This is a genomic window from Klebsiella sp. GL120222-02 (assembly GCF_003097195.1).
Lineage (GTDB): Bacteria > Pseudomonadota > Gammaproteobacteria > Enterobacterales > Enterobacteriaceae > Klebsiella > Klebsiella variicola.
Genome location: NZ_QEQO01000001.1, coordinates 745,078 through 768,177, shown reverse-complemented (window position 1 = coordinate 768,177; position 23,100 = coordinate 745,078). Strand labels below are relative to the sequence as shown.

The following is a 23,100-nucleotide window of genomic DNA, read 5'->3' as shown; positions in this document are numbered from 1 at the left end:
CTGCCTGAAGTAATTATTCATCATTTTCAACCACGTCCAGCAATAAACGTAGAATTAAAATTTTAATTTCCAGAGAACTTGATATTCTCCGGGAGAGAATTAACACTCTTTATTGTAACTGGGAGTGATTATTTAAAGCTGTCGCAGTGTGCACTTAACTATGAGGTGCTTCGGGGCAATTGCTGCCTATTATTTTGCGTTGACAGAACGTCCTGCTTATTATTTTTTACACCGTCTCATTCTACAGGTTCACATTTTTGTAGGTTGTGCTGTGATCCTTTTCTTTTCTGTAAGGAAAAAGAATATGTCATATGCTGCCTGTGTTAAAAATATCTATCCGCTGGCAAATATCAACGCACTGACACCAGCACAAAAGGTTGAAGAATTATATCGTTATGCAAATGGATACAAAGAAGGACTTTGCCTATGGTATTGGCGAGGTATTACCAGGAAAAGAAGAGCGGCATTTTCATTGCTAATTATAGTGTTCATTCTGGTGATATTAGCCACATTTATACAAACGGTAGTGGTTAATTATTATCAGGGAGATGCAGAAAAACAGTTCTTTTTTAGCCAGCTAGCCTTTGGTTTATTCGCACTATCCATAGTTTTCCTTTTAATTGACAAGGTGTTCGGTTGGACGAGTGGTTGGGTTAGATATATTAAGACTGTGCACGACATTGAAATGAGCCATAGCGATTTCACATCAAAATGGATATCTAACAATTGTTTGAATGAACATGATTTTAACACATGTTACAAAAATGCTCTTCAACTGGTAAAGGAATTTATTCAATCAGTAGATGATTTTCAGAAGCGTGAAACGGATGAATGGTCAATGCAGTTTGGTGATAGTTTGAACCAGCTAGGAGCAATGCTTAAAGCAAACCAGAAAGAGAGCAGTAAAAGTACACCAGTACAAAATGGAAATAACCAGCAAGAAAAATTGGATGGGATGCTATTGTCAGGTGCTGTTAATATTTGCGTTACTAATTCATCATCAACAAAACTAATTAAAGTTTCTATAAAAAAAGGAATAAACACCATCAATGAGAAGGATTTTATTGCAGGTTGCTGGGGCGTAATTGATATTTCACCGGGTATTTATTTGCTTGAGGTTTTTGATGGTTTAAATTTGCTTGTTTCACAAGCGATAAAAATAACTTCGGGGGAAGTGTTAAGGGTCGATTTTTCTATCTAACCACGAGTGGGGGAATTATGAATATCATTCTCGGTCCAGTATTGAGTCTCAGAAAAGTGAATGTTAATTATTTTCATGTTTCTGCACTTATTGTTGTGCCCAAAGATTACAACGAAATTGATTGCTCACTGAGTCATGGTGTTGTTGAGCAGGTTGTGAAAATAGCTAGTGTGCCATTTTGCAATCCTATTTGGGATGTAATAAGGCTGGATTTTAATATCCCATTATTAGATGTGCCGCAAACAATTAACTATACAATCGAAAATAATAAATGGCAGTTTGGGCTACCCGCGGTAGGGCAAAGCCCGGCTATTGCTTATGTATCATGTAATGGCTTTTCAGATGCTAAAAAGATGAAAGATGTTGGTTATATCACAGATCGTTGGAATGATCTTTACACCACACATCAATCAAGACCCTATCATATTCTTATTATGGGTGGCGATCAGGTATATACTGATGGGTTATGGCAGCAAGTTAAGTCAATTTTTGAGTGGAATGTCAGCTTTGCTCTTGATCGCTGGCATAAGCCCTTCACGAAAATGATGAAAGAAGAACTAGATTTATTTTTATGTAATATTTATTTTAACGCCTGGAGTTCATCCGAAATAACAAATGCCATGTCGGCAATCCCAAGCATTATGATATGGGACGACCATGATATTTTTGATGGTTGGGGGTCCTATCCAACAAAATTACATAATAGTTACATTTATCAGGGGATATTTGCCTTGGCAGAGCAATATTTCCGCGTGTTCCAACTACAGTTAGCTGCGACGAGTGATGAGAAACACCCATCAGCGATACCTGGATGTACAAACTACAATCTTGGTTTTTCTTCCATTGGAAAAATATCTATTCTGGTGGCAGATTTGCGCAAAGAGCGACAGCCGGAACCGATGCAAATTATGTCGGAGTACAACTGGACATTATTTTATCAGTATCTTAATGCTCTTCCCGAAAATGGTCATGTGTTGCTGCAATCCAGTATTCCTGTGGCCTATCTTAATCTGAACAATCTTGCCAAATTACTCAAAGTTCTACCTGGACGAAATGAACTGGAAGATGATTTACGTGATCACTGGCGGGATGAAGCTCACCGGGGGGAAAGGATTCGCCTGGTGCACAATTTACTTGATTTTTCCCGGGTTCACAAAAGTCGTGTCACCATCCTTTCTGGAGACGTGCATGTTGCTGCAAGTGCCGTCATTGAATCCTCACGCTATCCTAATTCAGGTTTTGCTACGAGAGTAAACCAACTGATCTCTACCGGTGTTGTTCATCCTGCCCCGCCGGCTATCGCTCGTTATATGCTGGAATGTAATGCTGATAAAGTCGACATTATCGACTCAGGTATAACGGCAACTATGTTACCCATCGCATCAGATGGTGGTTACTTAATCGGTGAAAGAAACTGGCTGGCTATTGAACCAGACGATAAGAACCGTTTATGGGCAAACTGGCATGTTGAATTTGCCAAACAATTAACAACCAGGGTCATACATCCTTATGGGGATGAGATAAACTAACTGGTTTCTGGAGGTGTGTATGTTATTTATAACCAATCGTTCTCCGCAAGGATCATTTGTTACAACCCCAGGACGCGATTTTATATTTGATCTGTTAGATAATACGCCTTCAGCCTCGGTATATTATTGCCAGCGGGATAGATTAAACAACAAGGACATCGAGTTGGGAAGCGATAATTTTCTGCAGGCAATAGAGACATCACAAGTTAAATCAATTTTGTTCTATCTGCATGGATTCAGGAACTTGCCCGAGGACGTCTTCACGGCCGCTCAGTTAGTGCAAAATCTCTGTGATACCCTTGCCCCCTTTAAAATCATGGTTATCCCTTTAATCTGGCCCTGTTGTGGCGAGAAAGGAATCATCCAACGTTATTATGATGATCGTGATGCAGCAAACGATAGCGGAAGTTCATTTTCACGTGTTATTCAAAGGATTGTTGACTGGGGAAGAGGGCGTAAAACAGCCTGTAAAAGTATAAATCTGCTGGCGCATTCGATGGGGAATCGGGTGCTATGCGCGACGCTGAATAACTGGTATCAGTCTTCAGTAGAACGGAGGCGTTTATTTGATTTTAGTTTCATGGTTGCACCCGATCTGGAAAGTAACGCACTGGAAACTAATGAACCAGCCGAAGTAATTTGCGAGGTCACTCGTGATGTAATTCTCTATCATGCGAGAGATGATCTTGCTCTTAAAGCAAGCAAAATAGTCAATTTTAACGCATTACCACGATTAGGGAGTTTAGGGCCTGCCTATATGACACGTATTCCTAATAATGTGACGGTAATTAATTGCGGGAGTGTCAATCAACCTGCTGATAGCCTCATTGGTCATAGTTATTTTGAGTCATTAGCGGATGATGCGACCAAGCCCAGTCTTGTGATTCAGCATATTATTAATTGCATGATAAAAGGTGAGATCATTCAGAACCCTTTTTCTTGACAGAAGAAACATATGCTTTCAGCCCAGGCGGGTTGCCTGGGCAGTATCATGATGTCTGGATGACGCAAAAGTGAAACAAAGTGATATTTTCAGCATAGATAGTAATAGCGTCCTCCAATTTTTTATAAGGTAAATATAATCCATTAGTAAATAATTTCAGGCTTCAGCCAGTCTTCATCGTACCTTTTTAAGGTGCTTATTTTTGTTTTTCAGTTCTTTCATACGTCTCATCATCGCTGTATCCATCCCACTAAATATTGCCCGCCATTTATAAAAACAGGTCCTGTGCAAACGGAGCGTGGAGCCAGCGCTTCGACGCAGAACACTTTCCATTTCCTAACAGACAGCGCATGACTTCCCATACCTAAAAGGGTATGGCTGGGCATCAATATAGTATTGGAAAGGGTGTTATGCCTGTTATTAAGATTGAATCACCCGCCAGACAGGGCGAAGGAATACGCAGACAGAGGTGATCAGTCTATGAGTAATGCAATAACTAAAGTCCAGAATGCCAATGCACGCCGCGGCGGTGATGTATTGTTAGAAGTTCTGGAAAGTGAAGGGGTGGAATATGTGTTTGGTAATCCGGGTACCACCGAACTGCCGTTTATGGATGCACTGTTAAGAAAACCGTCAATTCAGTACGTGTTAGCTCTGCAGGAAGCGAGTGCAGTCGCCATGGCGGACGGTTATGCGCAGGCAGCAAAAAAACCAGGCTTTCTGAATCTGCATACCGCCGGTGGTTTAGGCCACGGCATGGGAAATCTGTTGAATGCAAAATGCTCACAGACACCACTGGTGGTGACGGCGGGGCAGCAGGATTCACGCCACACGACAACCGACCCATTATTGTTGGGTGATCTGGTCGGTATGGGTAAAACGTTCGCAAAATGGTCACAGGAGGTTACCCACGTTGACCAGCTACCGGTATTAGTTCGCCGGGCTTTCCACGATTCTGACGCTGCACCGAAAGGCTCCGTTTTCCTGTCGCTTCCGATGGATGTGATGGAGGCGATGAGTGCTATCGGCATCGGCGCGCCTTCTACTATCGACCGCAATGCAGTCGCGGGTTCGTTACCTTTGCTGGCGAGTAAGCTGGCGGCATTTACTCCGGGTAGCGTCGCACTGATTGCCGGCGACGAAATCTATCAAAGTGAAGCGGCCAATGAGGTTGTTGCTCTTGCTGAGATGCTTGCCGCTGACGTGTACGGTTCAACATGGCCGAACCGGATCCCCTACCCAACAGCACACCCTCTCTGGCGGGGCAATCTGTCCACGAAAGCAACGGAAATTAACCGAGCGTTAAGCCAGTACGATGCTATTTTTGCCCTTGGCGGTAAGTCGCTTATCACTATTCTTTATACCGAAGGTCAGGCAGTGCCGGAGCAGTGCAAAGTGTTCCAGTTATCAGCTGATGCAGGCGACCTGGGACGCACCTACAGTAGTGAACTCTCAGTGGTTGGCGATATTAAATCATCGTTAAAGGTGCTACTTCCTGAACTGGAGAAAGCCACGGCAAACCATCGCCGTGATTATCAACGCCGTTTTGAAAAGGCGATTAATGAGTTTAAATTGAGCAAAGAAAGTCTGCTCGGGCAGGTTCAGGAACAACAATCTGCTACGGTAATTACGCCGCTGGTGGCGGCGTTTGAGGCAGCAAGGGCGATCGGACCTGATGTGGCCATTGTTGACGAGGCGATTGCCACCAGCGGCTCGCTTCGCAAGTCTCTCAACAGTCACCGCGCGGATCAATATGCCTTTTTACGCGGCGGTGGCCTGGGATGGGGGATGCCCGCGGCGGTGGGCTATTCACTCGGTTTGGGAAAAGCGCCTGTGGTGTGTTTTGTGGGAGACGGCGCGGCGATGTACTCCCCTCAGGCTCTCTGGACGGCCGCACACGAAAAACTGCCAGTCACCTTTATTGTCATGAATAACACGGAATATAACGTATTGAAAAACTTCATGCGTTCACAGGCGGATTATACGTCGGCCCAAACAGATCGCTTCATCGCAATGGATTTGGTTAATCCGGCAGTGGATTATCAGGCACTGGGTGCCTCGATGGGGCTGGAGACCAGAAAAGTTATCCGTGCCGGCGATATCGGCCCGGCCGTTGAGGCCGCACTGGCGAGTGGCAAGCCTAACGTGATCGAAATCATCATCAGTAAAAGTTAATCGTTAATCCGTCCAGACTGTGCCGCATCCAGTTTATCCCTGATACTGCGGCACAGGTTCACAAAACCCGGTAAAGCCGGATTAGTGTTCTTTGCCGACCACATCAGCATATTCTCCACCATATTCGGATTTTCCAGCTTCCGGTAAACCACACCGCGTAATTGAGCATTCTCCATACTGGCGGGAATAAGCGCGACACCAACACCATGGGCCACAAAATTCATCACAGTCTGCTGCACGGAGGCTTCCAGACCTATTTGCGGACTAAATCCAGCTTTGAGGCACTGATGAAGGATGGAATCATAGAGCATCGGCGCGCTCTCGCGCGGAACCGTGATGAACGGGTCATCACAGAGTGATTCAAGCCTGAAATGCTCGTGTTGAACCTGGGGGTGGTTGGCAGGAAGGGCGGCGATGAGCGGCTCACGCAAGAGCACCAGTGAATGAATCCCCGGCGTGGCCGTCTCGGAGAAGCTGATTGCCGCGTCCAATCTGCCATCTTGTAATGCGGCGTGTAAATCAGAGGGGATCCTCTCCTGAAAATGCAATTCCACGTCGGAACAGGTATTCCTGTGCTGCATCGCAACATGCGGCACAACGCTATAGCTGGCATACATTGTTGCGCCTAATTTCAGAACCCCTTTCTGCCCTGATTCTATTGCCCGTACGTTATTACAGGCCTGCTCCAGCATTGCCAGCATCGCGCGACAGTCCAGCAGAAATTGCTCCCCGGCAAGGGTTAAACTGACACCTTTAGCGGCCCGGTTAAATAGCTTTGCACCGAGGATAGTTTCCAGCTGGGCTATTTGCCGGCTTAAGGGAGGCTGCGAAATATTAAGTTTACTGGCGGCTTTGCCAATGTTTCCGGTTTCAGCAACAGTGCAAAAGTTAATCAACTGATTAAGGGTTGGTTTCATAAGCATTCCTGAAGCGGGTTCATACCTTCCAGGGTATCACTTGTTTGCCGCAGAGGGGCATATGAAATTAAGCGTTCTGGCGCTCGAGTTGAAGCAGGTGTGTGGCAATTCCCCATCTGATTGCCAGGCATTTCCCATCCCGGAAATCGAACACCGAGTAACTTGCATTAGGGTGAGCGTACCGCGAAAAGTTATCAATAGTCCCTTCTTTAAGCACCGCCAGCACGCCCTGGCTGACTTGCCCGTGCGTGACAATACAGACGCGCTGATGTTCTGTGGTTTCTTGTAAGTTGTGTATGAAACCTGTTACTCGTCGGGTTGCTTGTGCTAATGACTCTCCTTGTGGTGGGCAATACTCGGCATCATGTGTGAATAACGCATGCGCATCGTGGGGACGTTGTTGCATGAGCTGTGACGTTAACATACCTTCGAACTGGCCAAAGGCCTGTTCTTTGAGGGCCGGCTCAGCTATCAATGGGCAACGAAAATGGTCAGCCAGGCGCTGTCCCATTTGCCAGGCACGACCAAGCGGAGACGTGTAAACGCAGTCTACCCGGTAATCACTCGCTGCAAACGCGGCAAGTAAAGCTGATGTTTGGCGCTCCCCGCGGGGGGTTAACGCACTGTCACTCTGTCCCTGAATTATTCCTTTTATATTCCACTCTGTTTCCGCGTGTCGCACAAGTATCACTTGCATCATTAAATGGCCATGTATGTTGTTGATTTAAATTCTACCGTTTAGACAAATCCCTTTAATAGCGTGGGATTTTTAGCGCTGGACGAAGACAGGTTCTGCCTCCCCGCTTTCCTTGTATCTGACAGCATGTAGTGATGAGATACCGTCTCTGAAATCGAGTTAGCCATCCCATTCCCTTAATCAGTGACGCCTGGTTAGGAATGTGATGCGGACAATCCAAAAAACGCGCCAGGCAATGACCCGAGCCAGCACGCTTGTCAAATGGGATGGCTAGAATGGCAAACAGCGATTGTCTTCAGGACATTTTCGCTTCGACGTTTAACTCAGCATTTATAATATCGCGTATATTGACGAGTGCATTGCGCACCGCGGCGCCTCCTGCATAAAACAGTAATTGCAGGACAACCTCGATGATTTCTTCTCTGGTTGCCCCTGCATTTAGCGCTGCCTGAGCGTGTGCCCTCAATTGTGGAACCGTATGACCCAGAGTGACGCAGGAAGCAATGACAACCATCTCCCGCGTTTTAGCATCCAGCCCCGGGCGTGCAAGGATGCCTCCCATAGCCCATTCGATCGAGATATCAGTAAAATCAGGGCACAAATCGGCCATGTCCTTTCGTAGTTCTTCTCCTGCGCCATTTCCATACAGCTCATTAAACAATCTCATTCCTTGCTCACGGAGCTCTGTATTGGTCATCATTTTTAACCCTCCTGCACTAAGTGAAAACAGATTAAAACCCGCTGGTGAAATTTGATAAACAGCGTTATGTTTTTATCTTTAACAAGCCAGGCTTGATAATAGTGAATAAACTGGAAAGTATGGCGGTGTTTGTCCGCGTCGTGGACAGGGGCAGCTTTAGCGCTGTTGCTGAAGAGATGCGAATCAGCGGAACCATGGTTGGGCTGCATATCAAAGCGTTAGAGGAACATCTCGGCGTTCGCTTACTTAATCGCACAACGCGTCGGCAAAGTCTGACCGATTTTGGTCAGGGTTATTATCAGAGTTGCCGCCGGATATTAGCTGATATTGAAGATAGCGAGTCACAGGCATTTGCTCTTCACCAGAAGCCACGTGGAAAACTGAGAGTAGGTTGCCCAGTCTCCTTTGGTGTCCATGCGCTTTCGCCTGTTACTGCTCAGTTTCTTATTGAATGGACTGATATGGCAGTAGACCTGGTGCTGAGCGATAAATCGATGGATATGGCAGATGAAGGTTTAGATGTCATGATTAAGATTGGTGAGCTCCTGCATGTTAATACACTTGTTGCCCGTTCGATAGCGCCATATCGCTCAGTCATGTGTGCATCTCCGGCCTATATAAAACGGGCAGGGGAACCCATAACACCTGAAGAGTTATGCCATCATCGATGTCTTGGGTTTGCCCATCCCATTGCAGCGAATGAATGGACACTTCAGAGGGAAGGCAAACCTGTCAGAGCTCCGGTAAACATCACGATGACCTGTAACAATGGGGAAGCATTGCGAAGGGCAGCATTGAATGGATTGGGAATTATTATGCAACCCGAGATCCTGTTGGCTGAAGATTTGCAACATGGCCGACTGCTGCCTCTGATGTCTGAATTTCAACCATTAGCTAAGCCAGTGCATATATTGACCTTTGCAAACCGTCAACAGTTACCAAAAATCCGTTTATACGTTGATTTTTTATTGAAAAATTTCAGTGCATCACTCTACGCATTGAACCTTGAATAAATAATGAATTGTACGCGGCTACGGCTGACCGAATGCCGCATCGGTGGCAGAGAGGCACCATCTGACGTTGATAATACGTAATAATTCGCCTTTGTCCCGAACGTGCGTCCCTTTTTAATCTTGACTTTGCATAAGATTGCTCGGTATGTTTCTCATCGTAGTGTATTATGCCAGATAAAAAAAGCCGTCTTAGCGTGGGTTATATCGTTAAAATGATATATTCGCGCTAATGATTTTTATCCAGGGAAGCAATGAATAAGGAAGTGCGCGAGTGTCTGATTGGAATATTATTGTGCTGTCTCTATTTTCAGCGACGTACCTGCCTTTGTTCTGGTTCGTAGGCATGCGGATAGCCTCTGAGGACATTCTCAGAAAGAGTAAATTTTACGAAGTGGATCCAAATGTTTTAGTCCCTGGATGGGCGAAGACATGCACGACGGTATTCTGTGTTTTGCACTACTGCCTGTTCCTCATTCCGCTGACTATGGTTGACTGGTTACATGGCTTGGCTGCATTTGGCGCAGGAATTCTGTTGCTTGTGTTTCTCCCTTTATTCAGGAAAAGCTATATGCCTGTTTTTAAAGCACACGCTGTGCGCGTTCACAGGAGAGACCCTTCAACAGGTCGATTATTAATTCGTGTGTTGAAGGCTTAGACTTTTGGTTGAAGATGCTCTGTTTAGCCTTTATTCATATTACGTAAGTCTTCAAGCAAACCAGGTCCGTCCGGTAACCAACCCAGATGAGTCTGGGTAGCTTTGCCTGAAGCACCAGGATCAACATGAGCCAGTGCCAAACGAACCACGATAATGTTTACCCATTGAGGCAGCGTCTTCTTCTGTCGCTCCACGAGGAAATAAGGCGGAGGAGACAGGCACATCAGTTTCACGAGTAAGTCCATGGATGCTATTAGCTGCTGAGATAGCCGGTATGGTTTGCCTTTTATTCATACATCATTCAGTGCACTTCAACATCAAGGCGTTAAGGTTGCGTTAACAAACAGACGCAATACTGATGTGGCCGATCCCCTTATAAAATGGCCAAATGATGAACGAACAACTTCGCAATGCGCTTCCGCACAAAGACACCCCTTTTTTCCGCATGCTGCATATTATTGTCGCCACCCTGATTCTGCTGCAGATCATTAGTTCTAATCTCACCGAAAGTGAGGCGCTTCGCGACGTAACTCTGACCGGAGTCGTGACATGGTTCCATGTTATCTCTGGATTCGCGCTGATGGTTCTTGGTGTAGTGATGCTGGTATGGATGCTTAAACAACGTGGGTTTCGTTACTATTTTGCCTGGTCGTCCCTTGATTTTCGCGGTGTAGTTGAAGACATTAAAATGCTAATGACATTTCGTCTTCCTGAAGCACATGCCGGTGGCATAGCGGCGATGATCCAGGGGCTTGGCGTACTTGCTTTGTTGGCGGTCGCACTCTGTGGAGGGCTCTGGTTTGTACTGGACACCGCGCCAGGGACGTCAACGGCGCTGGCAGAAGCGGTCCTGCATTTGCATAAATTTCTGACGGTGTTCATTGAAACCTATTTCTGGGCGCATGGTGCGATGGGATTGCTGCATATCTTCCTCACCTTTCGCAGTCAAAAGAAACATCCCGTTGTTGGATAAGGTTCTGGTCTCTCGCTAATCCCGATGAGGGTGCGTATTAAAAGGAAAAAGGCATGCATCTTGAACGACACAGCATTGAAAGCGTCGGTTGGTTAAGGGCGGCGGTCCTGGGAGCGAATGACGGGATTGTCTCAACCGCCAGCCTGGTGCTCGGCGTGGCGTCTGCAAATACCAGCCCTTCGGGCGTGTTGCTGGCCGGTGTCGCCGGGCTGGTTGCGGGAGCCATGTCGATGGCAACAGGGGAATATGTTTCGGTATCATCCCAGGCGGATACGGAAACCGCCGCGCTTGCCGAGGAAAAAAGTGAGCTGGACGCAGATTATCAGGGAGAGGTTCGGGAGCTGACGTCTCTTTATATCCAACGCGGAGTGGAGCCTGCGCTTGCCCGCCAGGTTGCAGAACAGCTCATGGCCAAAGACGCCCTGGAGGCTCATGCCCGCGAAGAGTTGGGATTAACGGATACTCATTCTGCGCGACCTTTGCAGGCGGCCATTTTTTCGGCCGTGAGTTTTTCAGCCGGGGCGGGGTTACCCTTGATCGTTGCAGTGCTATCGCCAGCAAAACTGACTGTTATCGCGATTTTCCTATCCACTCTCTGTTCACTGGCTGCTCTTGGCTATTTCTCTTCCGTGGTGAGTAACGCACCGCCTGTCAGAGCTATCAGCAGAATTACGTTCTGGAGCACGCTGGCCATGCTTTTTTCGATGGGGATTGGGCGCATAGCCGGGCAGGTACTGCTGTAAAATTGCTAAATTATCAAACACACCTTTAGAGAATGAGCTATTTAATCTAACGTCCATATCGGGGTAGTCTTTAAATATAGCGAAATAACTTGTTATATAAATCTCGCTACAACGATATCTTTCATTGGCAACGTGGACGAAAAAATGGTTTTGATGGCTACTATGTTTCTGTATTCTCTGGCTCTGTCGTTTTCGCCTGGGCCAGTCAATATGGTCATTATCTCTTCAGGTGTTATGCATGGCTTTAGAAAAACATTCGCCTTCGTATCCGGTGCGACTCTGGGTTTCACCCTGTTGCTTATCTTTGTTAGTTTTGGGTTATACACAGTCATTGCCTCGCACCCATCATTTTTTAAATACCTGAATGTTCTCGGCTCTATTTTTATACTGTATCAGGGCTATAAAATTGCCACATCACAACCTGATTGGTCATTAAAAAAGGGAAATGCACCCGGATTTGTTCAGGGAGTGTTAATGCAATGGTTCAACCCAAAAGCCTGGGCTGCCTGTACCTCTGGAACTACCTTGTTTTCTGAGCCATCAACCAGTCTGCCCCTAATACTGTTCATTATTATTTACTTTTTTATCTGTTATATCTCATTATCAATTTGGGCAATATTCGGTGATAAAATGTCAACATTTCTTCAGGGAAGGGCACAAATGCGTATCTTTAATTTATTGATGGGCGGGTTTTTATGCGTTATCGCATGTTATATGCTCTACCCACAATGATTTTAGCTGTTCAAAGCTTATGTTGTTCCATAGCGTTATAAATGTAATTAATTAGTTTATAGGCGGCGCTGCTGGTTGATATATTGGCGGGCCAAATGGCATAAACTTTTAGCGGCTCTAATGACCAGTCAGGAAGTACTTCATGCATCTCCCCGAGTTTAACATCATTTTCGCAGAGGAAACGGGGAGGTACGGCAAGCCCTATGTTCTGTTTGGCAAGAACATAGGCAGCTTCAATGTTATCAACGCATACCATAGGAGCATATTTAATGACCGCCAGTTCGCCATTTTTATGCCTGAACTCTCGAATGTTCTCTCTCATTGTTAACCCAATCCACGGCAGGGATCCCAGCTCAACGGGATGCTTAATGGGGTGGTACTGCATGAGCAAGTCCTTAGACGCCACCAGTTGTCGTGGTAGAACAAATAGGTGTCTTGCTTTGAGTGAACTGTCCGGGAGTTCGCCAATACGGAAGGCGACATCAATGCTATCAGCGATGATGTCCTCGCGCAGATCACTATAAGAAATACTCAGGGAAATATCCGGATTTTCTTTAATAAAATTCGCCAGATGGCGGGTGAATGGACCGTTTAAAAAAACAGCAGGGAGGGAAATGCGCAGCTTGCCGACGGTAGAGATAGAGCGTTGTTTAAATTCAATGACGCCCTTTTCATACAGCTCCAGCATCGATCTGGCGGTCTCCAGCAAACTGATGCCATCCTGGGTTAGAGAAATCTTCCGCGTATTTCTGTACAGCAGGGCGCTATTGAGGTTTTTCTCAAGTCTGGATAAATGTGTGCTTGCTGTTGCGGTCGTCAGGCCTAACGCTGCGGCGCCACCTGAGATAGAACCTCGTTCTACAATTTTGGCAAATACTATCAGGTAGCGGATGTCATCGATCATTTACAGTCCTGTGTTCACTCAGTAATGCTGGGCGTGGAGCCAGCAAAAGCGTTAATCCATCATAGAATTAACATATCCTATTTTCATCATCGGCAGCATAATTTTTCAAATGCTTCTCAACGCTGGCTAACCGGTTCCCCGGTATGGAGATTTGTGCTTCAATGGGCAGGCAGAAATCCTCGAAGCATCATCGGTAATATTCCCCGTCAGGAGGTAAGTTTGCACATTGATACCCATCGTTTGCATCTTCGCCCGGTCATGGCTTCCGATGTCGACGATCTGTACCGAATTTATGGCGATCCCGCGACCAATACCTTCAACCCCGCAGGACCGTACCCGAATATAGACTATGCGGAAGTCGTCCTGCGGCGCTGGCTCGCGCACTGGCAAACGCACGGGTTCGGAAACTGGGCAATATCAATGCGCAATACCCCTGAACACATCATTGGCTTTGGTGGCGTCAGTCTACGCAGTTATAACGATGTCACCATTAACAATCTTGGATATCGGTTTTCTACTGAGGCATGGGGAAAAGGACTGGCCACCGAGTTTGCGATTGGCGCGATGAGATATGGTTTCGAGGTGCTTAAACTTGCGGAGATGTCAGCGGTTGTCCGGGCTAACCATCTGGCTTCGCAGAAAGTTCTCGAGAAAGCCGGGATGAGGTACATTAACGATATTGCTGATATAAAAGATGCGCCGCCAAGCCTGCTTTATTCATTGACGTTAAACGAGTGGTTAAGCCAGATCAGTGGCTGTACATAACGTTTAGGTTAACCCTGGCGACGGTTAATGACGCGGTCGCCTTGGGGGTCTTTCCGGCAAAACCTGCTGGCTTGCCCACGAAGATACTCTTAGACATCCGCCCCCAATTTTATGCTGGTATTATGGGAGTAACCGCTGCGCGTCACGCCTGCTTTACCCCGTACAGCGATGTGCTTTTTATTAGCTAAATGCGCGCGTAATAATAAAAATAATTTCTTCAGCTTTATTCATTTTCAGAATTATCGCACAAGGTCTTACCTTAATCTGAAATGGCTAAGGGATAGTTGTTTTTGAAAACTTATACCCCGTATTATTTGATAATCATCTTTATCTCTGAAAAGGTCGTGTATGAGTAATTTTCTGCTATTAGCCCTGGCGGTGGTGTTATTGTTAACATCATTATTTTGTGGTCTGTCATATGTTAAAGACAGAAGGAAGCTTAAGATGCGTTTTAACAAAACCCGGCGTTAATGGGTTGCTATTGAGGATAGCGCAAGAGCGATGGCCGAGAATCGCGCCAGCTCTTGCTTAGTATCAATCTGGAATTTTTTCATGATGTTTATTTTGTGTGAAAAAACCGTCTTATGGCTGATGCCCAGCTCTTGCGCTATCTGTTGATTGTTCATTCCCGTTTTTATCGCATCGATAATATAAAGCTGCGATTTGGTCAATGTTAGTCGCGGGCATTTAAGGCAGCGTCTGCTGTCTTTTTCCGCCCCCCCAGCGACGGGTTTACTTAATGCCGTCAGGCGGTTTGCAATTTGCTTTTTAATGCTGCGGAGATCGGCGTTGATACTGATAAAACAGGCATCACGCAGACAAAGCGGCAAACGGTCAACCCGGGCACAGCTGTCGCTGGGGACAAAAACAAAGACAGGCGTCTGTTGCGGTATCTTCTTGAAGTACGGGTGACACAGGTAATGTTCACCGGTTTCCATTTCCGTAAAAAGCACATCAGTCTGGCTAATGATGTCAGATGAATATTCGTGAAGGGAAAAGGGCGTACAGATATTTTCTTCGATTGCGATCTCGATCAGTAGCTCGCAAATTCCCCGCTTCAGATAAATATTTTCAGTGTTAATTAAAAAATCAGGCATAGTGATGATGAACGCGAAATGGATTAAGGTTGATAAAATTCTTTGAAGCAAATTTGTTTTGCGAATATGGGCTTAGGATATTTCTAATAACAAACAAAAGCAATAAGTCCAAAATTGGACTTATTGCTGTGCGGATGATATAAGATTTTTAAAATCAGTGAGTTACGTATATTGGACGCATAGAAGTTGTCGGCAATTTGGCACAAACTGCTTAAATTGCTTATATTGCATGCGTTAATTCTGGTCTCAAATATATTAATCAAAGTAATTTATTCACTGTGTGAATTGCTATTTCAAAAATACGTTGTGCAGGCGCGGATCCTCGATGAGATCGCGCCTGAGCGAAGCCAGGGGTTGTCTTTGACAAAAAGGGAGCGAGGTATTGTCCCGCCGCTGCGGAGGGTGAACAGCAACGGCGTACAAAAGAATCAGTTATCGGGGTTGTTGGAAATGCCTTTCCAGACCATCCCCAGGCCGAGCAACATCGACGCGAAGAGGGCGAACAGGGTGGTGGAGATAAAAATACCGGTCATGGTGGTGCCTCAGAAAGTGCGTATGCAGGTTATTAGGCACGGGACGGAGAGAAAGGTTCCTTGCAGGGCTGACTATTTTTCCGTCAGGGTTTGCCGGCTGATGCCAGCAAGGTAATGGCTTGTCAGCGCGCCTCGGGCGGCGGAGCGAGCCGCTGGTGAGGAACGCGCTTATCACTGCAGTCGTAAAGGACAAAACGGACGGTGGGGGTGGTGGCACGGTCCGGGCGTTGACATCCCTTTGAACAAGTTATATATACATGTCGCTTCTGTTTATTGAATGTTAAACAGCATCAGTTATGGGACTCAGAAGCGCCACTGCCCCCGCCGTCGGGCGGGGGTCACTCTGCCACCCGGCCTGGTTATTTTTTCCTGTGGCGAGTGATAAAAAATTTTATTTTCGCTCTTGAAAAATGCACTGCAGATATTATTTTATATAGCGGACAAGCAATGCTTGCCTTTATGTTGAGCTTTTGAATGGATATTCAGGAGGTTAATTATGGCACTCAAAACCTTGTCAGCACTCCCTGTTTTCGCTGATTCTCTTTTTGCCGATCGTTTCAACCGCATTGACCGTCTTTTCAGCCAGTTAACTGGCGATACGCCGGTGGGCGCCTTGCCGGCCTATGATTTGCAGAAAATAGATGACAGTAATTTCCTGCTTAGCGTCAGCGTGCCCGGCTGGAAAGATGAGGAACTGGAAATAGAGACCGTCGGCGGTAATCTGCATATTACCGGCAAACGTGGAGAAACTGATTCCGGGACCGACGGTAGCCAGCGCTGGATATATAAAGGCATCCGCCGCGCTGATTTCCAGCTGAGTTTCTCGCTTCCTGAACATGCCCAGATTAATCAGGCACAGCTGGATAGTGGGATCTTAAAGGTGACTATCCATCAGGAGATCCCGGAAAGCGAAAAACCGCGCAAAATTGCCATTGAGAGTCACGGCCGGGTGATTGAACACAAGGTCTGATTCGGCGACAGTTCAGACGAGTATTCGCTAAGGCCCGCGCAGCGGGCCTTTATTTTTCCACCCGAACTGACGCGATCGGTCTACTGCCGACGAGAGAAATCGATATGCTATTCTTTTAACTGGCGCGATGCTGCTGTTATTCCTTTGATATTTTGTGAGGGGTCTGAATGACAGACGAGATGAGTTACGATGCAAAACCGACCTCAGCGCTAACGGCGGAAGTGGCTCAGATGCTGGTTGCTCGGGGCTGGCGGCTAACCACGGCAGAGTCCTGCACCGGGGGCAATCTGGCGGCGGCGCTCTGTGCTCAGGCGGATACCGCGGCGTTTTATGATACCGGCGTCGTCACTTTCAGCGATGAAGCCAAACGAAACGTGCTGCAGGTTCGTGCGGAAACCCTGGCGGTACACAGCGCCGTCAGCGAAGCGTGCGTCCAGGAGATGTCGGCCGGTATTCTGGCAATGGCTGACGCCGATATCGCCATCGCCATCAGCGGCTACGCGGGACCGGAGGGCGGGGAAGATGGTACCCCCGCCGGCACGGTATGGTTTGCCTGGAATTTTCGCGGCCAGACTGAAACCAAACGGATGTGCTTTGCCGGCGACTGTGAGACCGTGGTGGCGAAAGCGGTACGATATGCCCTGGCGGCACTGAGCGAAAAGCTTGCCCACTGGCAATGACGATGCCCGGGTGCGCGTCCTTACAGGTCCGTTGCCTGGCGCGCTACCGGCCAGCAGATCTCCCCGATGCCGTTAAGGCAGGGTCGGGAAAAGAGAAATCCCTGAAACAGGCGAATGCCTACCGACTGCAGCCAGCACCACTCCTCAATGGTTTCGACGCCCTCGGCGACCACGGTGATGCCGAGATCTTCACAGCAGCGCACGACCGAGGCGACAATCGCCTGTTTGGTGCCGCTAATATGAATATCGCGCACCAGCTCCGCATCCACTTTGATTTTATCAGGCTGAAAGCGGGTCAGGAGCGACAGACCGGAGTAACCGGCGCCAAAATCGTCGATGGCCAGTTTCATGCCGGCCACGCGCAGCGCTTTGAGTACTTTGCGGAACTGGTCGAAACAGGAGATAACCTCCGTCTCAGTCACCTCGATCAAGACCTGTTCTGGCCTGAGACCTGCCGCCAGCAGGTTGTCCATCAGCCAGCCAACGGCGTCAGGATGGTTATACAGCGAGCCCGGCAGCAGATTGACCGCCAGCTGCTGTTTGCCGAGTGGAAGGCGGGCGGCGAGAGAGAAGGCGAACGCTTTGCTCTCAAGGTCGAAACGGTAGCGATCTTCCGCTGCAATGGCGGCAAACATTTCCACGGGTGAGCCGCCGGTTGGGCTGCGGATCAGGGCTTCAAAGGAAGAGACCCGCCTTTTGGCCGGCTCGACGATGGCCTGCAGGGCGAACTGGCAGGGCTGATCCGTCAGGTTGCGCGGCGAGGCATTGCCCACTGCGGGAGTCATCGACCAGCGAGAAGGCTGCAGAGACTCGGGCAGGCAATAGCGCCCGCCGTCGGCGATAAAGGCGCTAATCAGTCTGAACATGCGGTCATTGATCGGCTCACTTTCACCAAAGGTGCTGAAGCGCAGGATCTCTTCTACCGCAGCATCATTCTCATGATAGCGGAGATCCACCATCCGCATACCGACGTCCCGAAAACGGCGATAGGCCGAGTAGTCGCGCATCAGCTCCACCACATCGCGATGTCGTGGGTCGAACTGTATTTTGCTGAATAACGACTCGAGGATCTCCTCATTTCCTTCCAGTACCTGGAAAAACTGCTGACCATTAAACAGCAGAATCCCGGTTATCCCGAGGGGCATATTTTTTCCGCTGGCGCGATGAATAAGGGCGTCAAGATCGGTCAGTGGCCGGGCTGGATCAACCTGGCTGCGGTAAATCAGGGTGGTTAGCATAGTCATTCCGTTCGCTGTGGCAGAGCGCGATGGCCTGTACAGAGCGTAAAAAGGGAGGTTTGGCTTTGTCCACAAGGAGGAAGCCCGCTTTTCTGACATTCAACCAACCGTGATGTCCGCTACGCGGAACGGGAGATTCACATGGTGATTCCTTTCACTCTACAGGGAATCGGATGTTTAGCTATCTTTTTCTCAATATCGTTGCTAAAAGACAATAACAGGCCATACATTTCTTCTAAAACTCGGGGGCGGAGACTGAACTTAGCGATTAAATAATGGCTGTCAGGAATTATCCTACCACGCTATGACGTGTTCTGGAAAAAAAGAAATGAGCTTGCATGGATAATATGAGGTCAATATTATCTATGCCAATCAAATTCTTTTTATTTTTCGAGGTTGTCATGGGTGATTTGCTTATTGTTTTATGTTTGATTTTTTGCCCCATTATTTCTTTGTGGAGCGGTATTTCCTATATTAAAGAGAGGCGCAAAAGACGTTATGTCTTCCGTTCCAGAAGATAATGAGTTAGCATAATAATATTTTATGAGGTTAACGTCTGGCGAGTATCTGGACAAGATTGTTGAATTGCTGTCGACTCTTTAAATGGAACTTATTCATAATGTTCTTTTTATGCGAATGGATCGTTTTGTGACTAATTTTAAGTACAGTGGCAACTTCATGCGGGCTCAGGCCAATGCTGAACGCGTAGATGACTTTGGTTTGCGCGTCGCTCAATGACTTACAGGGACAATTTATGCAGCGACGCAGACGATTAAAGGGAGAGCCATGCTGTTCCGTTAAGGGACGTTGAATTGCATGACCTATCACCTCCTTAAGAAGATGAACGGCGGTGTGCGGGTGTATAAATACCGCATGCTTAAAACAGTTGGGTAAGTGATCGATGACGGTAACCTCTTCATCATTCAGGAAAATAAAAAGTTGATAATTCTCTGTAGCGTGCTGTAAAAGTTCATGGCATAAGTACCATTCTCCCGCCACCATTTCCGTGAATATGACATCGGCTTGTGCAATCGACGCCGGCTTCCATTGCTGAGAAAACTGATAATGCGATCGCTCGCACGCCTGCATCGTTTCATTGACCAGTTCGGCAATCGCGACCCGCAGATAGTGATTTTTTATATTGAACAAAAAATTCGTCATATAACTTCCCTGTTGGGTATTAAAATGATATCAGGATAAATTAAAACATATAATGGCAATGCGCTGAATATTTTTAGACGAGATAATCTAAGGGATGTTTTACACTAATGCAATATTCGCTGGAGAAAGTGGGATAACGGCAGATGAGCATACGAAAGTTCCTAATAAACAAAACGTTAATCATATGTCTGTTAGGGTTTTTCACTGATAATTATTTTTTTATTTTTGCCGTGCATAAAAAGCTTAGTGCTGTCCGCCGCCTGTTGTTAAAATTAGAGGAGGATAAGACTACAGGAAGTATGCGGTATCTATGAAGCAGATGCTCTATTTAAAAATGCTGGCGTGGCTGGAAGATAATATCTACTGTAACCCGTCTATCGATGACCTGGCGCAGTATATGGGGTATTCGCGCCGGTTTGTCTATGAGGTGTTTTATCAGTATGGTCAGTTACCCATCGGGCAGTATATCCGGCTGCGGCGGTTGACCATCGCGGCGGTGAGTCTGCGATTAACACGGCAACCGATCGCCGCCATTGCCTGGCAGTTAAGCTATGATTCGCCGCAGACTTTTTCCCGGGAGTTTAAGAAGCGCTTCTCGCTCTCGCCACGGGAATACCGTTGCGCCGTGCACTGGGACACGGCTTTGCTGTTAAAGAAATTCGACCCGGAGGGTGAGAGCCTGCCTCAGGCCCGTTTCTGTTCACTGCCCGAGAGGGTCTATCGTGGCTCTCCAATGAAGTATGAGCTGCGCCTGTCGGATATGGTATTGCAAAGCACGTCGAAGACGGCTGTCAGACAAAAGGTTGACCGTTTTTTTACCGCTGGCGGTGGCCGTCTCTCTGTGTTATCCGATTATTATGCGGCGAGAAACAATGAGCTTAACGTCGAGGTTAACGCTTTTGTCGGTTGTCATCGGGAGCGAGGGGCGCTGCCCGCGCTGACGACGAACAGCACGTTGACGACAAGGCCTGGGTTGTATGTTGGCGTTGAATTCTATGGCAGTTGGGCGCGTTACGCCCGTTTATCCAGCGATCTGTATATGGAGTTGCTGCCAGCGCTGGGAGCAAGCCGCCGGGAGGGGGTCGACATTGAATGCTTTCTCGAGCGTCATACGGAAGGTGGGCCAGCGGCGGAAAGGCGCTATCGCGTACGCTATTTTATTCCGGTGACGCTGTCTGGTGAGGTGACAGCGCGGTCAGCGCCCGGCTAACTGACAAATGACAAATGACAAATAAAGGTGGCCCGGTGGCCACCTTTCACGAATATCACAACACAAACCACAGCAGCCAGGTGATCAGAAAGCCCGTCACCCCCATGATGGTCGTCAATACGGTCCAGGTTTTTAACCCGTCCGGCACCGAGAGCCCGAGATAGCGCGTGACGACCCAGAACCCGGCATCGTTGACGTGCGATAACCCGAGCGAGCCGAAGCAAGTCGCCAGCGTTACCAGCACCAGCTGAATCGGATCCAGCCCGATGACCGCCTGAGACAGCAGACCGGAGGTGGTGAGGATCGCCACGGTGGCCGATCCCTGCGAGGCCCGGAGTACCAGCGAGAGCAGGAAGGCGGCGGGCATCAGCGGCAGATGAATTGTCTCCAGCGCCTCGGCTAAGGCATTGCCGATGCCGGAGGCGACCAGTACGCCGCCAAAGGCGCCGCCGGCGCCGGCGACGAGGATCACATCCGCCGACGAGGGGATCGCGCTGCCGGTGACTTCGCCCAGCTTTTTCAGGCTCATCCGCCGACGGATGCCCAGCGTCCAGCTCGCCAGGCCCAGGGAGATCAGCAGGGCGACCGGCGGGGTACCAATGACGGTCATCAGCTGGCGAACCGCGTTTTCCGGCAGCAGCAGTGCCTGACACAGCGTCCCGGAAACAATCAGCATAATGGGCACCACGATCAGTCCACCGATAACCAGCGCATTCGGCGGCGGCAGACGGGTCTGCTGCGCGTTAACGGAGAGGTCCGGCACTTCAGCTGTTTGCTGCTGTTCCAGCACGTTAATCGACAGATGATAATGGCGCCGATTGATAAACCGGGCGACAAAATAACCCACGATACCAACGACTATCGATACTCCAATCCCCGCCAGCATCAGCCAGCCCACATCGCTATGCAGAATGCCTGCCGCGGCCGCTGCGCCAGGGTGGGTGGGCAGCGCGACGTGCACGGTTAACATCACTCCGGCCATCGGCAGGCCAAACTTCAGCGGCGACACGTGGGCGACTTTGCTGAAGCCGTAAATTAACGGAATGATGATGATAAAGCCGACTTCAAAAAAGACCGGCGTGCCGAGAATAAAAGCCACGATGGTTAAGGCGGCAATGGTCCGTTTTGCGCCCAGTACGCCGGTCAACGTTTTCGCCAGCGATTCGGCGCCGCCGGACATTTCAATCAGCACCCCCAGCATTGAGCCCAGAATAATAATGCTGGCGATGTGACCAAGCAGGCCGCCCATGCCTTTTTCAATGGTGGTAATAATTTTATCTGCCGGAATACCGGTGGCGAATGCCACCAGCAGGCTGACGATCAGGAGCGCCACAAAAGGATGCGCTTTCGCCTTGATCACCAACAGGAGCAACAGCACTACGCTGGCTAACGCAATAAGTAACAGCGCCGATGTCGACATAGGTTTGCCTCGGGTATTAACAGGTGTACAGAGAGTTATTTTTTTAGAAAACGGCGTTTATTTTTTCCGGTAGGGCGAGAACCACCCCAGCCCGGAAAGCGTGTCTGCTCGGGGGATATATTCGCAGCCGATCCAGCCGTCATAACCGGTTTTATCCAGTAGCGCATAGAGCCACGGATAGTTTATTTCGCCCTCATCCGGTTCATGACGGTCGGGCAGGGAGGCAATCTGAATATGGCGATACTGGCCGGCATATTCGGTAATGAGATGGCTTAAATTGCCGTCCACCTTCTGCGCGTGAAACAGATCTAACTGCACCGCGACGTTTGGCCTGTCGACCCGTTTCACCATCTCCAGCGTTTGATATTGGCTGTGGTAGAGATAGCCCGGTTTGGTCTGGGGATTCAGCGCTTCGATGAGTATCCGCTTGTCGTGGCGGGCAAAGCACTCCGCCGCGTAGCGCAGATTATCGATAAGCACGGCCTCGCAGGCTGCGCGATCCATCCCCGGCTGTACCACGCCGGCCATGATATGTACCTGCGGGCAATCCAGCTGGCAGGCATACTCCAGCGCCAGCTGGATCTGCTGGCGGGCCTCGGCGCTTCTGCCTGGCACCGCGGCGAGCCCCCATTCTCCGGCGTTGACGTCGCCGGGTGGGGTATTGAACAGCACCAGCTGCAGCTGGTTCTCCTGCAGGCGCTGTTTAATTTCTCCGGCGTCATACTCATAGGGAAACAGAAACTCCACGGCTTCAAAACCCGCGCGAGCAGCGGCGGCGAACCGGTCCAGGAACGGCAGTTCGGTAAACAGCATGGTTAAATTAGCAGCAAATTTTGGCATGGTT

General features: G+C 48.4%; 25 protein-coding genes and 1 pseudogene. 15 read left to right on the top strand and 11 right to left on the bottom strand.

All coding sequences use genetic code 11. The features are described 5' to 3' along the window. The first annotated feature begins 304 nt into the window (after window positions 1–304). From N438_RS03845 to N438_RS03830, 4 genes are all read left to right on the top strand, one after another. Window positions 305–1,201, top strand: coding sequence for an SLATT domain-containing protein (locus tag N438_RS03845; RefSeq protein WP_016160970.1), 897 nt, complete (start codon window positions 305–307; stop codon window positions 1,199–1,201). 17 nt (window positions 1,202–1,218) lie between these two features. Continuing rightward, window positions 1,219–2,730: an alkaline phosphatase D family protein gene (locus N438_RS03840; protein WP_116696092.1), complete on the top strand. Its 1,512-nt coding sequence runs from the start codon at window positions 1,219–1,221 to the stop codon at window positions 2,728–2,730. A gap of 19 nt (window positions 2,731–2,749) precedes the next feature. After that, on the top strand, window positions 2,750–3,673 hold the full coding sequence (locus tag N438_RS03835; protein WP_012968299.1) for an alpha/beta hydrolase: 924 nt from the start codon (window positions 2,750–2,752) through the stop codon (window positions 3,671–3,673). Window positions 3,674–4,153: 480 nt separating this feature from the next. Further along, window positions 4,154–5,848 carry a thiamine pyrophosphate-binding protein gene (locus tag N438_RS03830; protein ID WP_049156991.1) on the top strand — a complete coding sequence of 565 codons (1,695 nt, stop codon included), beginning with the start codon at window positions 4,154–4,156 and terminating at the stop codon, window positions 5,846–5,848. Here N438_RS03830 and N438_RS03825 read toward each other — a convergent pair. The 3 genes from N438_RS03825 to N438_RS03815 all read right to left on the bottom strand — a co-directional run bounded on the left by N438_RS03825 (window position 5,845) and on the right by N438_RS03815 (window position 8,162). Beyond that, window positions 5,845–6,765 (bottom strand): LysR family transcriptional regulator, encoded by a 921-nt coding sequence (locus tag N438_RS03825; RefSeq protein WP_116696091.1) that lies wholly within the window; start codon window positions 6,763–6,765, stop codon window positions 5,845–5,847. The genes N438_RS03830 and N438_RS03825 overlap by 4 nt on opposite strands. Window positions 6,766–6,832: 67 nt before the next feature. Beyond that, complete coding sequence (locus N438_RS03820; protein ID WP_023322564.1) at window positions 6,833–7,465, bottom strand: histidine phosphatase family protein; 633 nt, start codon at window positions 7,463–7,465, stop codon at window positions 6,833–6,835. A 292-nt stretch (window positions 7,466–7,757) separates the two neighbouring features. Then, the gene (locus tag N438_RS03815; protein WP_023322565.1) at window positions 7,758–8,162 is read right to left on the bottom strand and encodes a carboxymuconolactone decarboxylase family protein; all 405 of its coding nucleotides are present in this window, start codon (window positions 8,160–8,162) and stop codon (window positions 7,758–7,760) included. A 101-nt stretch (window positions 8,163–8,263) separates the two neighbouring features. Here N438_RS03815 and N438_RS03810 point away from each other — a divergent pair, with 101 nt between their 5' ends. Together N438_RS03810 and N438_RS03805 are read left to right on the top strand one after the other, a co-directional pair. Then, the gene (locus tag N438_RS03810) at window positions 8,264–9,175 is read left to right on the top strand and encodes a LysR family transcriptional regulator (RefSeq protein WP_032733467.1); all 912 of its coding nucleotides are present in this window, start codon (window positions 8,264–8,266) and stop codon (window positions 9,173–9,175) included. 271 nt (window positions 9,176–9,446) lie between these two features. Continuing rightward, the gene (locus N438_RS03805; protein WP_116696090.1) at window positions 9,447–9,830 is read left to right on the top strand and encodes a hypothetical protein; all 384 of its coding nucleotides are present in this window, start codon (window positions 9,447–9,449) and stop codon (window positions 9,828–9,830) included. A gap of 23 nt (window positions 9,831–9,853) precedes the next feature. Here the strand turns inward: N438_RS03805 and N438_RS27445 are convergent, their stop codons facing one another. Further along, entirely contained in the window at window positions 9,854–10,075 is a 222-nt protein-coding gene (locus tag N438_RS27445) for a hypothetical protein (protein ID WP_133246596.1), read from the bottom strand. 146 nt (window positions 10,076–10,221) lie between these two features. Between N438_RS27445 and N438_RS03800 the strand changes: the two genes are divergently transcribed. The 3 genes from N438_RS03800 to N438_RS03790 all read left to right on the top strand — a co-directional run bounded on the left by N438_RS03800 (window position 10,222) and on the right by N438_RS03790 (window position 12,278). Next, window positions 10,222–10,803, top strand: coding sequence for a cytochrome b/b6 domain-containing protein (locus N438_RS03800; protein WP_008804998.1), 582 nt, complete (start codon window positions 10,222–10,224; stop codon window positions 10,801–10,803). Window positions 10,804–10,856: 53 nt separating this feature from the next. Beyond that, entirely contained in the window at window positions 10,857–11,546 is a 690-nt protein-coding gene (locus N438_RS03795; RefSeq protein ID WP_012541806.1) for a VIT family protein, read from the top strand. Between the two features lie 144 nt (window positions 11,547–11,690). Beyond that, a complete protein-coding gene (locus tag N438_RS03790; RefSeq protein WP_012968292.1) occupies window positions 11,691–12,278 on the top strand; it encodes a LysE family translocator in 588 nt (195 codons plus the stop codon). A 10-nt stretch (window positions 12,279–12,288) separates the two neighbouring features. Here the strand turns inward: N438_RS03790 and N438_RS03785 are convergent, their stop codons facing one another. Next, complete coding sequence (locus N438_RS03785) at window positions 12,289–13,182, bottom strand: LysR family transcriptional regulator (protein WP_049156981.1); 894 nt, start codon at window positions 13,180–13,182, stop codon at window positions 12,289–12,291. A 219-nt stretch (window positions 13,183–13,401) separates the two neighbouring features. Between N438_RS03785 and N438_RS03780 the strand changes: the two genes are divergently transcribed. After that, the gene (locus N438_RS03780; protein WP_038422502.1) at window positions 13,402–13,947 is read left to right on the top strand and encodes a GNAT family N-acetyltransferase; all 546 of its coding nucleotides are present in this window, start codon (window positions 13,402–13,404) and stop codon (window positions 13,945–13,947) included. Window positions 13,948–14,414: 467 nt separating this feature from the next. On the opposite strand, the gene N438_RS03775 is transcribed toward N438_RS03780, so the two are convergent. Next, complete coding sequence (locus N438_RS03775) at window positions 14,415–15,044, bottom strand: helix-turn-helix transcriptional regulator (protein ID WP_012541798.1); 630 nt, start codon at window positions 15,042–15,044, stop codon at window positions 14,415–14,417. Between the two features lie 428 nt (window positions 15,045–15,472). Next, on the bottom strand, window positions 15,473–15,568 hold the full coding sequence (locus tag N438_RS28955; protein ID WP_272481883.1) for a YnaM/YnfT family protein: 96 nt from the start codon (window positions 15,566–15,568) through the stop codon (window positions 15,473–15,475). Between N438_RS28955 and N438_RS27765 the strand changes: the two are divergent. From N438_RS27765 to N438_RS03760, 3 genes and pseudogenes are all read left to right on the top strand, one after another. Continuing rightward, window positions 15,528–15,620: pseudogene (locus N438_RS27765) on the top strand (hypothetical protein); the annotation flags it as partial. The gene N438_RS28955 and the pseudogene N438_RS27765 overlap by 41 nt on opposite strands. A gap of 453 nt (window positions 15,621–16,073) precedes the next feature. Next, window positions 16,074–16,547 carry an Hsp20 family protein gene (locus N438_RS03765; RefSeq protein ID WP_008804992.1) on the top strand — a complete coding sequence of 158 codons (474 nt, stop codon included), beginning with the start codon at window positions 16,074–16,076 and terminating at the stop codon, window positions 16,545–16,547. Between the two features lie 167 nt (window positions 16,548–16,714). Next, window positions 16,715–17,227, top strand: a complete 513-nt coding sequence (locus N438_RS03760; RefSeq protein ID WP_032739867.1) for a 2-oxo-tetronate isomerase — start codon at window positions 16,715–16,717, stop codon at window positions 17,225–17,227. Between the two features lie 20 nt (window positions 17,228–17,247). On the opposite strand, the gene N438_RS03755 is transcribed toward N438_RS03760, so the two are convergent. Continuing rightward, entirely contained in the window at window positions 17,248–18,465 is a 1,218-nt protein-coding gene (locus N438_RS03755; RefSeq protein ID WP_023322569.1) for a diguanylate phosphodiesterase, read from the bottom strand. A gap of 338 nt (window positions 18,466–18,803) precedes the next feature. On the opposite strand from N438_RS03755, the gene N438_RS03750 reads away from it, so the two are divergent. Continuing rightward, entirely contained in the window at window positions 18,804–18,986 is a 183-nt protein-coding gene (locus N438_RS03750; RefSeq protein WP_071787621.1) for a small membrane protein, read from the top strand. 28 nt (window positions 18,987–19,014) lie between these two features. Here the strand turns inward: N438_RS03750 and kbvR are convergent, their stop codons facing one another. Beyond that, window positions 19,015–19,626 carry a LuxR family transcriptional regulator KbvR gene (gene kbvR / locus N438_RS03745; protein ID WP_008804989.1) on the bottom strand — a complete coding sequence of 204 codons (612 nt, stop codon included), beginning with the start codon at window positions 19,624–19,626 and terminating at the stop codon, window positions 19,015–19,017. A gap of 310 nt (window positions 19,627–19,936) precedes the next feature. Between kbvR and N438_RS03740 the strand changes: the two genes are divergently transcribed. Continuing rightward, window positions 19,937–20,836, top strand: a complete 900-nt coding sequence (locus tag N438_RS03740; protein WP_022065600.1) for a helix-turn-helix domain-containing protein — start codon at window positions 19,937–19,939, stop codon at window positions 20,834–20,836. A 55-nt stretch (window positions 20,837–20,891) separates the two neighbouring features. On the opposite strand, the gene N438_RS03735 is transcribed toward N438_RS03740, so the two are convergent. Together N438_RS03735 and N438_RS03730 are read right to left on the bottom strand one after the other, a co-directional pair. Beyond that, entirely contained in the window at window positions 20,892–22,256 is a 1,365-nt protein-coding gene (locus tag N438_RS03735) for a GntP family transporter (protein WP_008804987.1), read from the bottom strand. Window positions 22,257–22,313: 57 nt separating this feature from the next. Further along, complete coding sequence (locus N438_RS03730) at window positions 22,314–23,096, bottom strand: HPr family phosphocarrier protein (RefSeq protein WP_040968490.1); 783 nt, start codon at window positions 23,094–23,096, stop codon at window positions 22,314–22,316. Between the last annotated feature and the right edge of the window lie 4 nt (window positions 23,097–23,100).

Bases quoted from the DNA above. Each gene is read 5' to 3' on its own strand.
- N438_RS03845 (WP_016160970.1), top strand. From the start codon at position 305: ATGTCATATGCTGCCTGTGTTAAAAATATCTATCCGCTGGCAAATATC.
- N438_RS03840 (WP_116696092.1), top strand. From the start codon at position 1,219: ATGAATATCATTCTCGGTCCAGTATTGAGTCTCAGAAAAGTGAATGTT.
- N438_RS03835 (WP_012968299.1), top strand. From the start codon at position 2,750: ATGTTATTTATAACCAATCGTTCTCCGCAAGGATCATTTGTTACAACC.
- N438_RS03830 (WP_049156991.1), top strand. From the start codon at position 4,154: ATGAGTAATGCAATAACTAAAGTCCAGAATGCCAATGCACGCCGCGGC.
- N438_RS03825 (WP_116696091.1), bottom strand. From the start codon at position 6,765: ATGAAACCAACCCTTAATCAGTTGATTAACTTTTGCACTGTTGCTGAA.
- N438_RS03820 (WP_023322564.1), bottom strand. From the start codon at position 7,465: ATGATGCAAGTGATACTTGTGCGACACGCGGAAACAGAGTGGAATATA.
- N438_RS03815 (WP_023322565.1), bottom strand. From the start codon at position 8,162: ATGATGACCAATACAGAGCTCCGTGAGCAAGGAATGAGATTGTTTAAT.
- N438_RS27445 (WP_133246596.1), bottom strand. From the start codon at position 10,075: ATGGACTTACTCGTGAAACTGATGTGCCTGTCTCCTCCGCCTTATTTC.
- N438_RS03800 (WP_008804998.1), top strand. From the start codon at position 10,222: ATGAACGAACAACTTCGCAATGCGCTTCCGCACAAAGACACCCCTTTT.
- N438_RS03795 (WP_012541806.1), top strand. From the start codon at position 10,857: ATGCATCTTGAACGACACAGCATTGAAAGCGTCGGTTGGTTAAGGGCG.
- N438_RS03790 (WP_012968292.1), top strand. From the start codon at position 11,691: ATGGTTTTGATGGCTACTATGTTTCTGTATTCTCTGGCTCTGTCGTTT.
- N438_RS03785 (WP_049156981.1), bottom strand. From the start codon at position 13,182: ATGATCGATGACATCCGCTACCTGATAGTATTTGCCAAAATTGTAGAA.
- N438_RS03775 (WP_012541798.1), bottom strand. From the start codon at position 15,044: ATGCCTGATTTTTTAATTAACACTGAAAATATTTATCTGAAGCGGGGA.
- N438_RS03765 (WP_008804992.1), top strand. From the start codon at position 16,074: ATGGCACTCAAAACCTTGTCAGCACTCCCTGTTTTCGCTGATTCTCTT.
- N438_RS03760 (WP_032739867.1), top strand. From the start codon at position 16,715: ATGACAGACGAGATGAGTTACGATGCAAAACCGACCTCAGCGCTAACG.
- N438_RS03755 (WP_023322569.1), bottom strand. From the start codon at position 18,465: ATGCTAACCACCCTGATTTACCGCAGCCAGGTTGATCCAGCCCGGCCA.
- N438_RS03750 (WP_071787621.1), top strand. From the start codon at position 18,804: ATGGATAATATGAGGTCAATATTATCTATGCCAATCAAATTCTTTTTA.
- kbvR (WP_008804989.1), bottom strand. From the start codon at position 19,626: ATGACGAATTTTTTGTTCAATATAAAAAATCACTATCTGCGGGTCGCG.
- N438_RS03740 (WP_022065600.1), top strand. From the start codon at position 19,937: ATGAAGCAGATGCTCTATTTAAAAATGCTGGCGTGGCTGGAAGATAAT.
- N438_RS03735 (WP_008804987.1), bottom strand. From the start codon at position 22,256: ATGTCGACATCGGCGCTGTTACTTATTGCGTTAGCCAGCGTAGTGCTG.
- N438_RS03730 (WP_040968490.1), bottom strand. From the start codon at position 23,096: ATGCCAAAATTTGCTGCTAATTTAACCATGCTGTTTACCGAACTGCCG.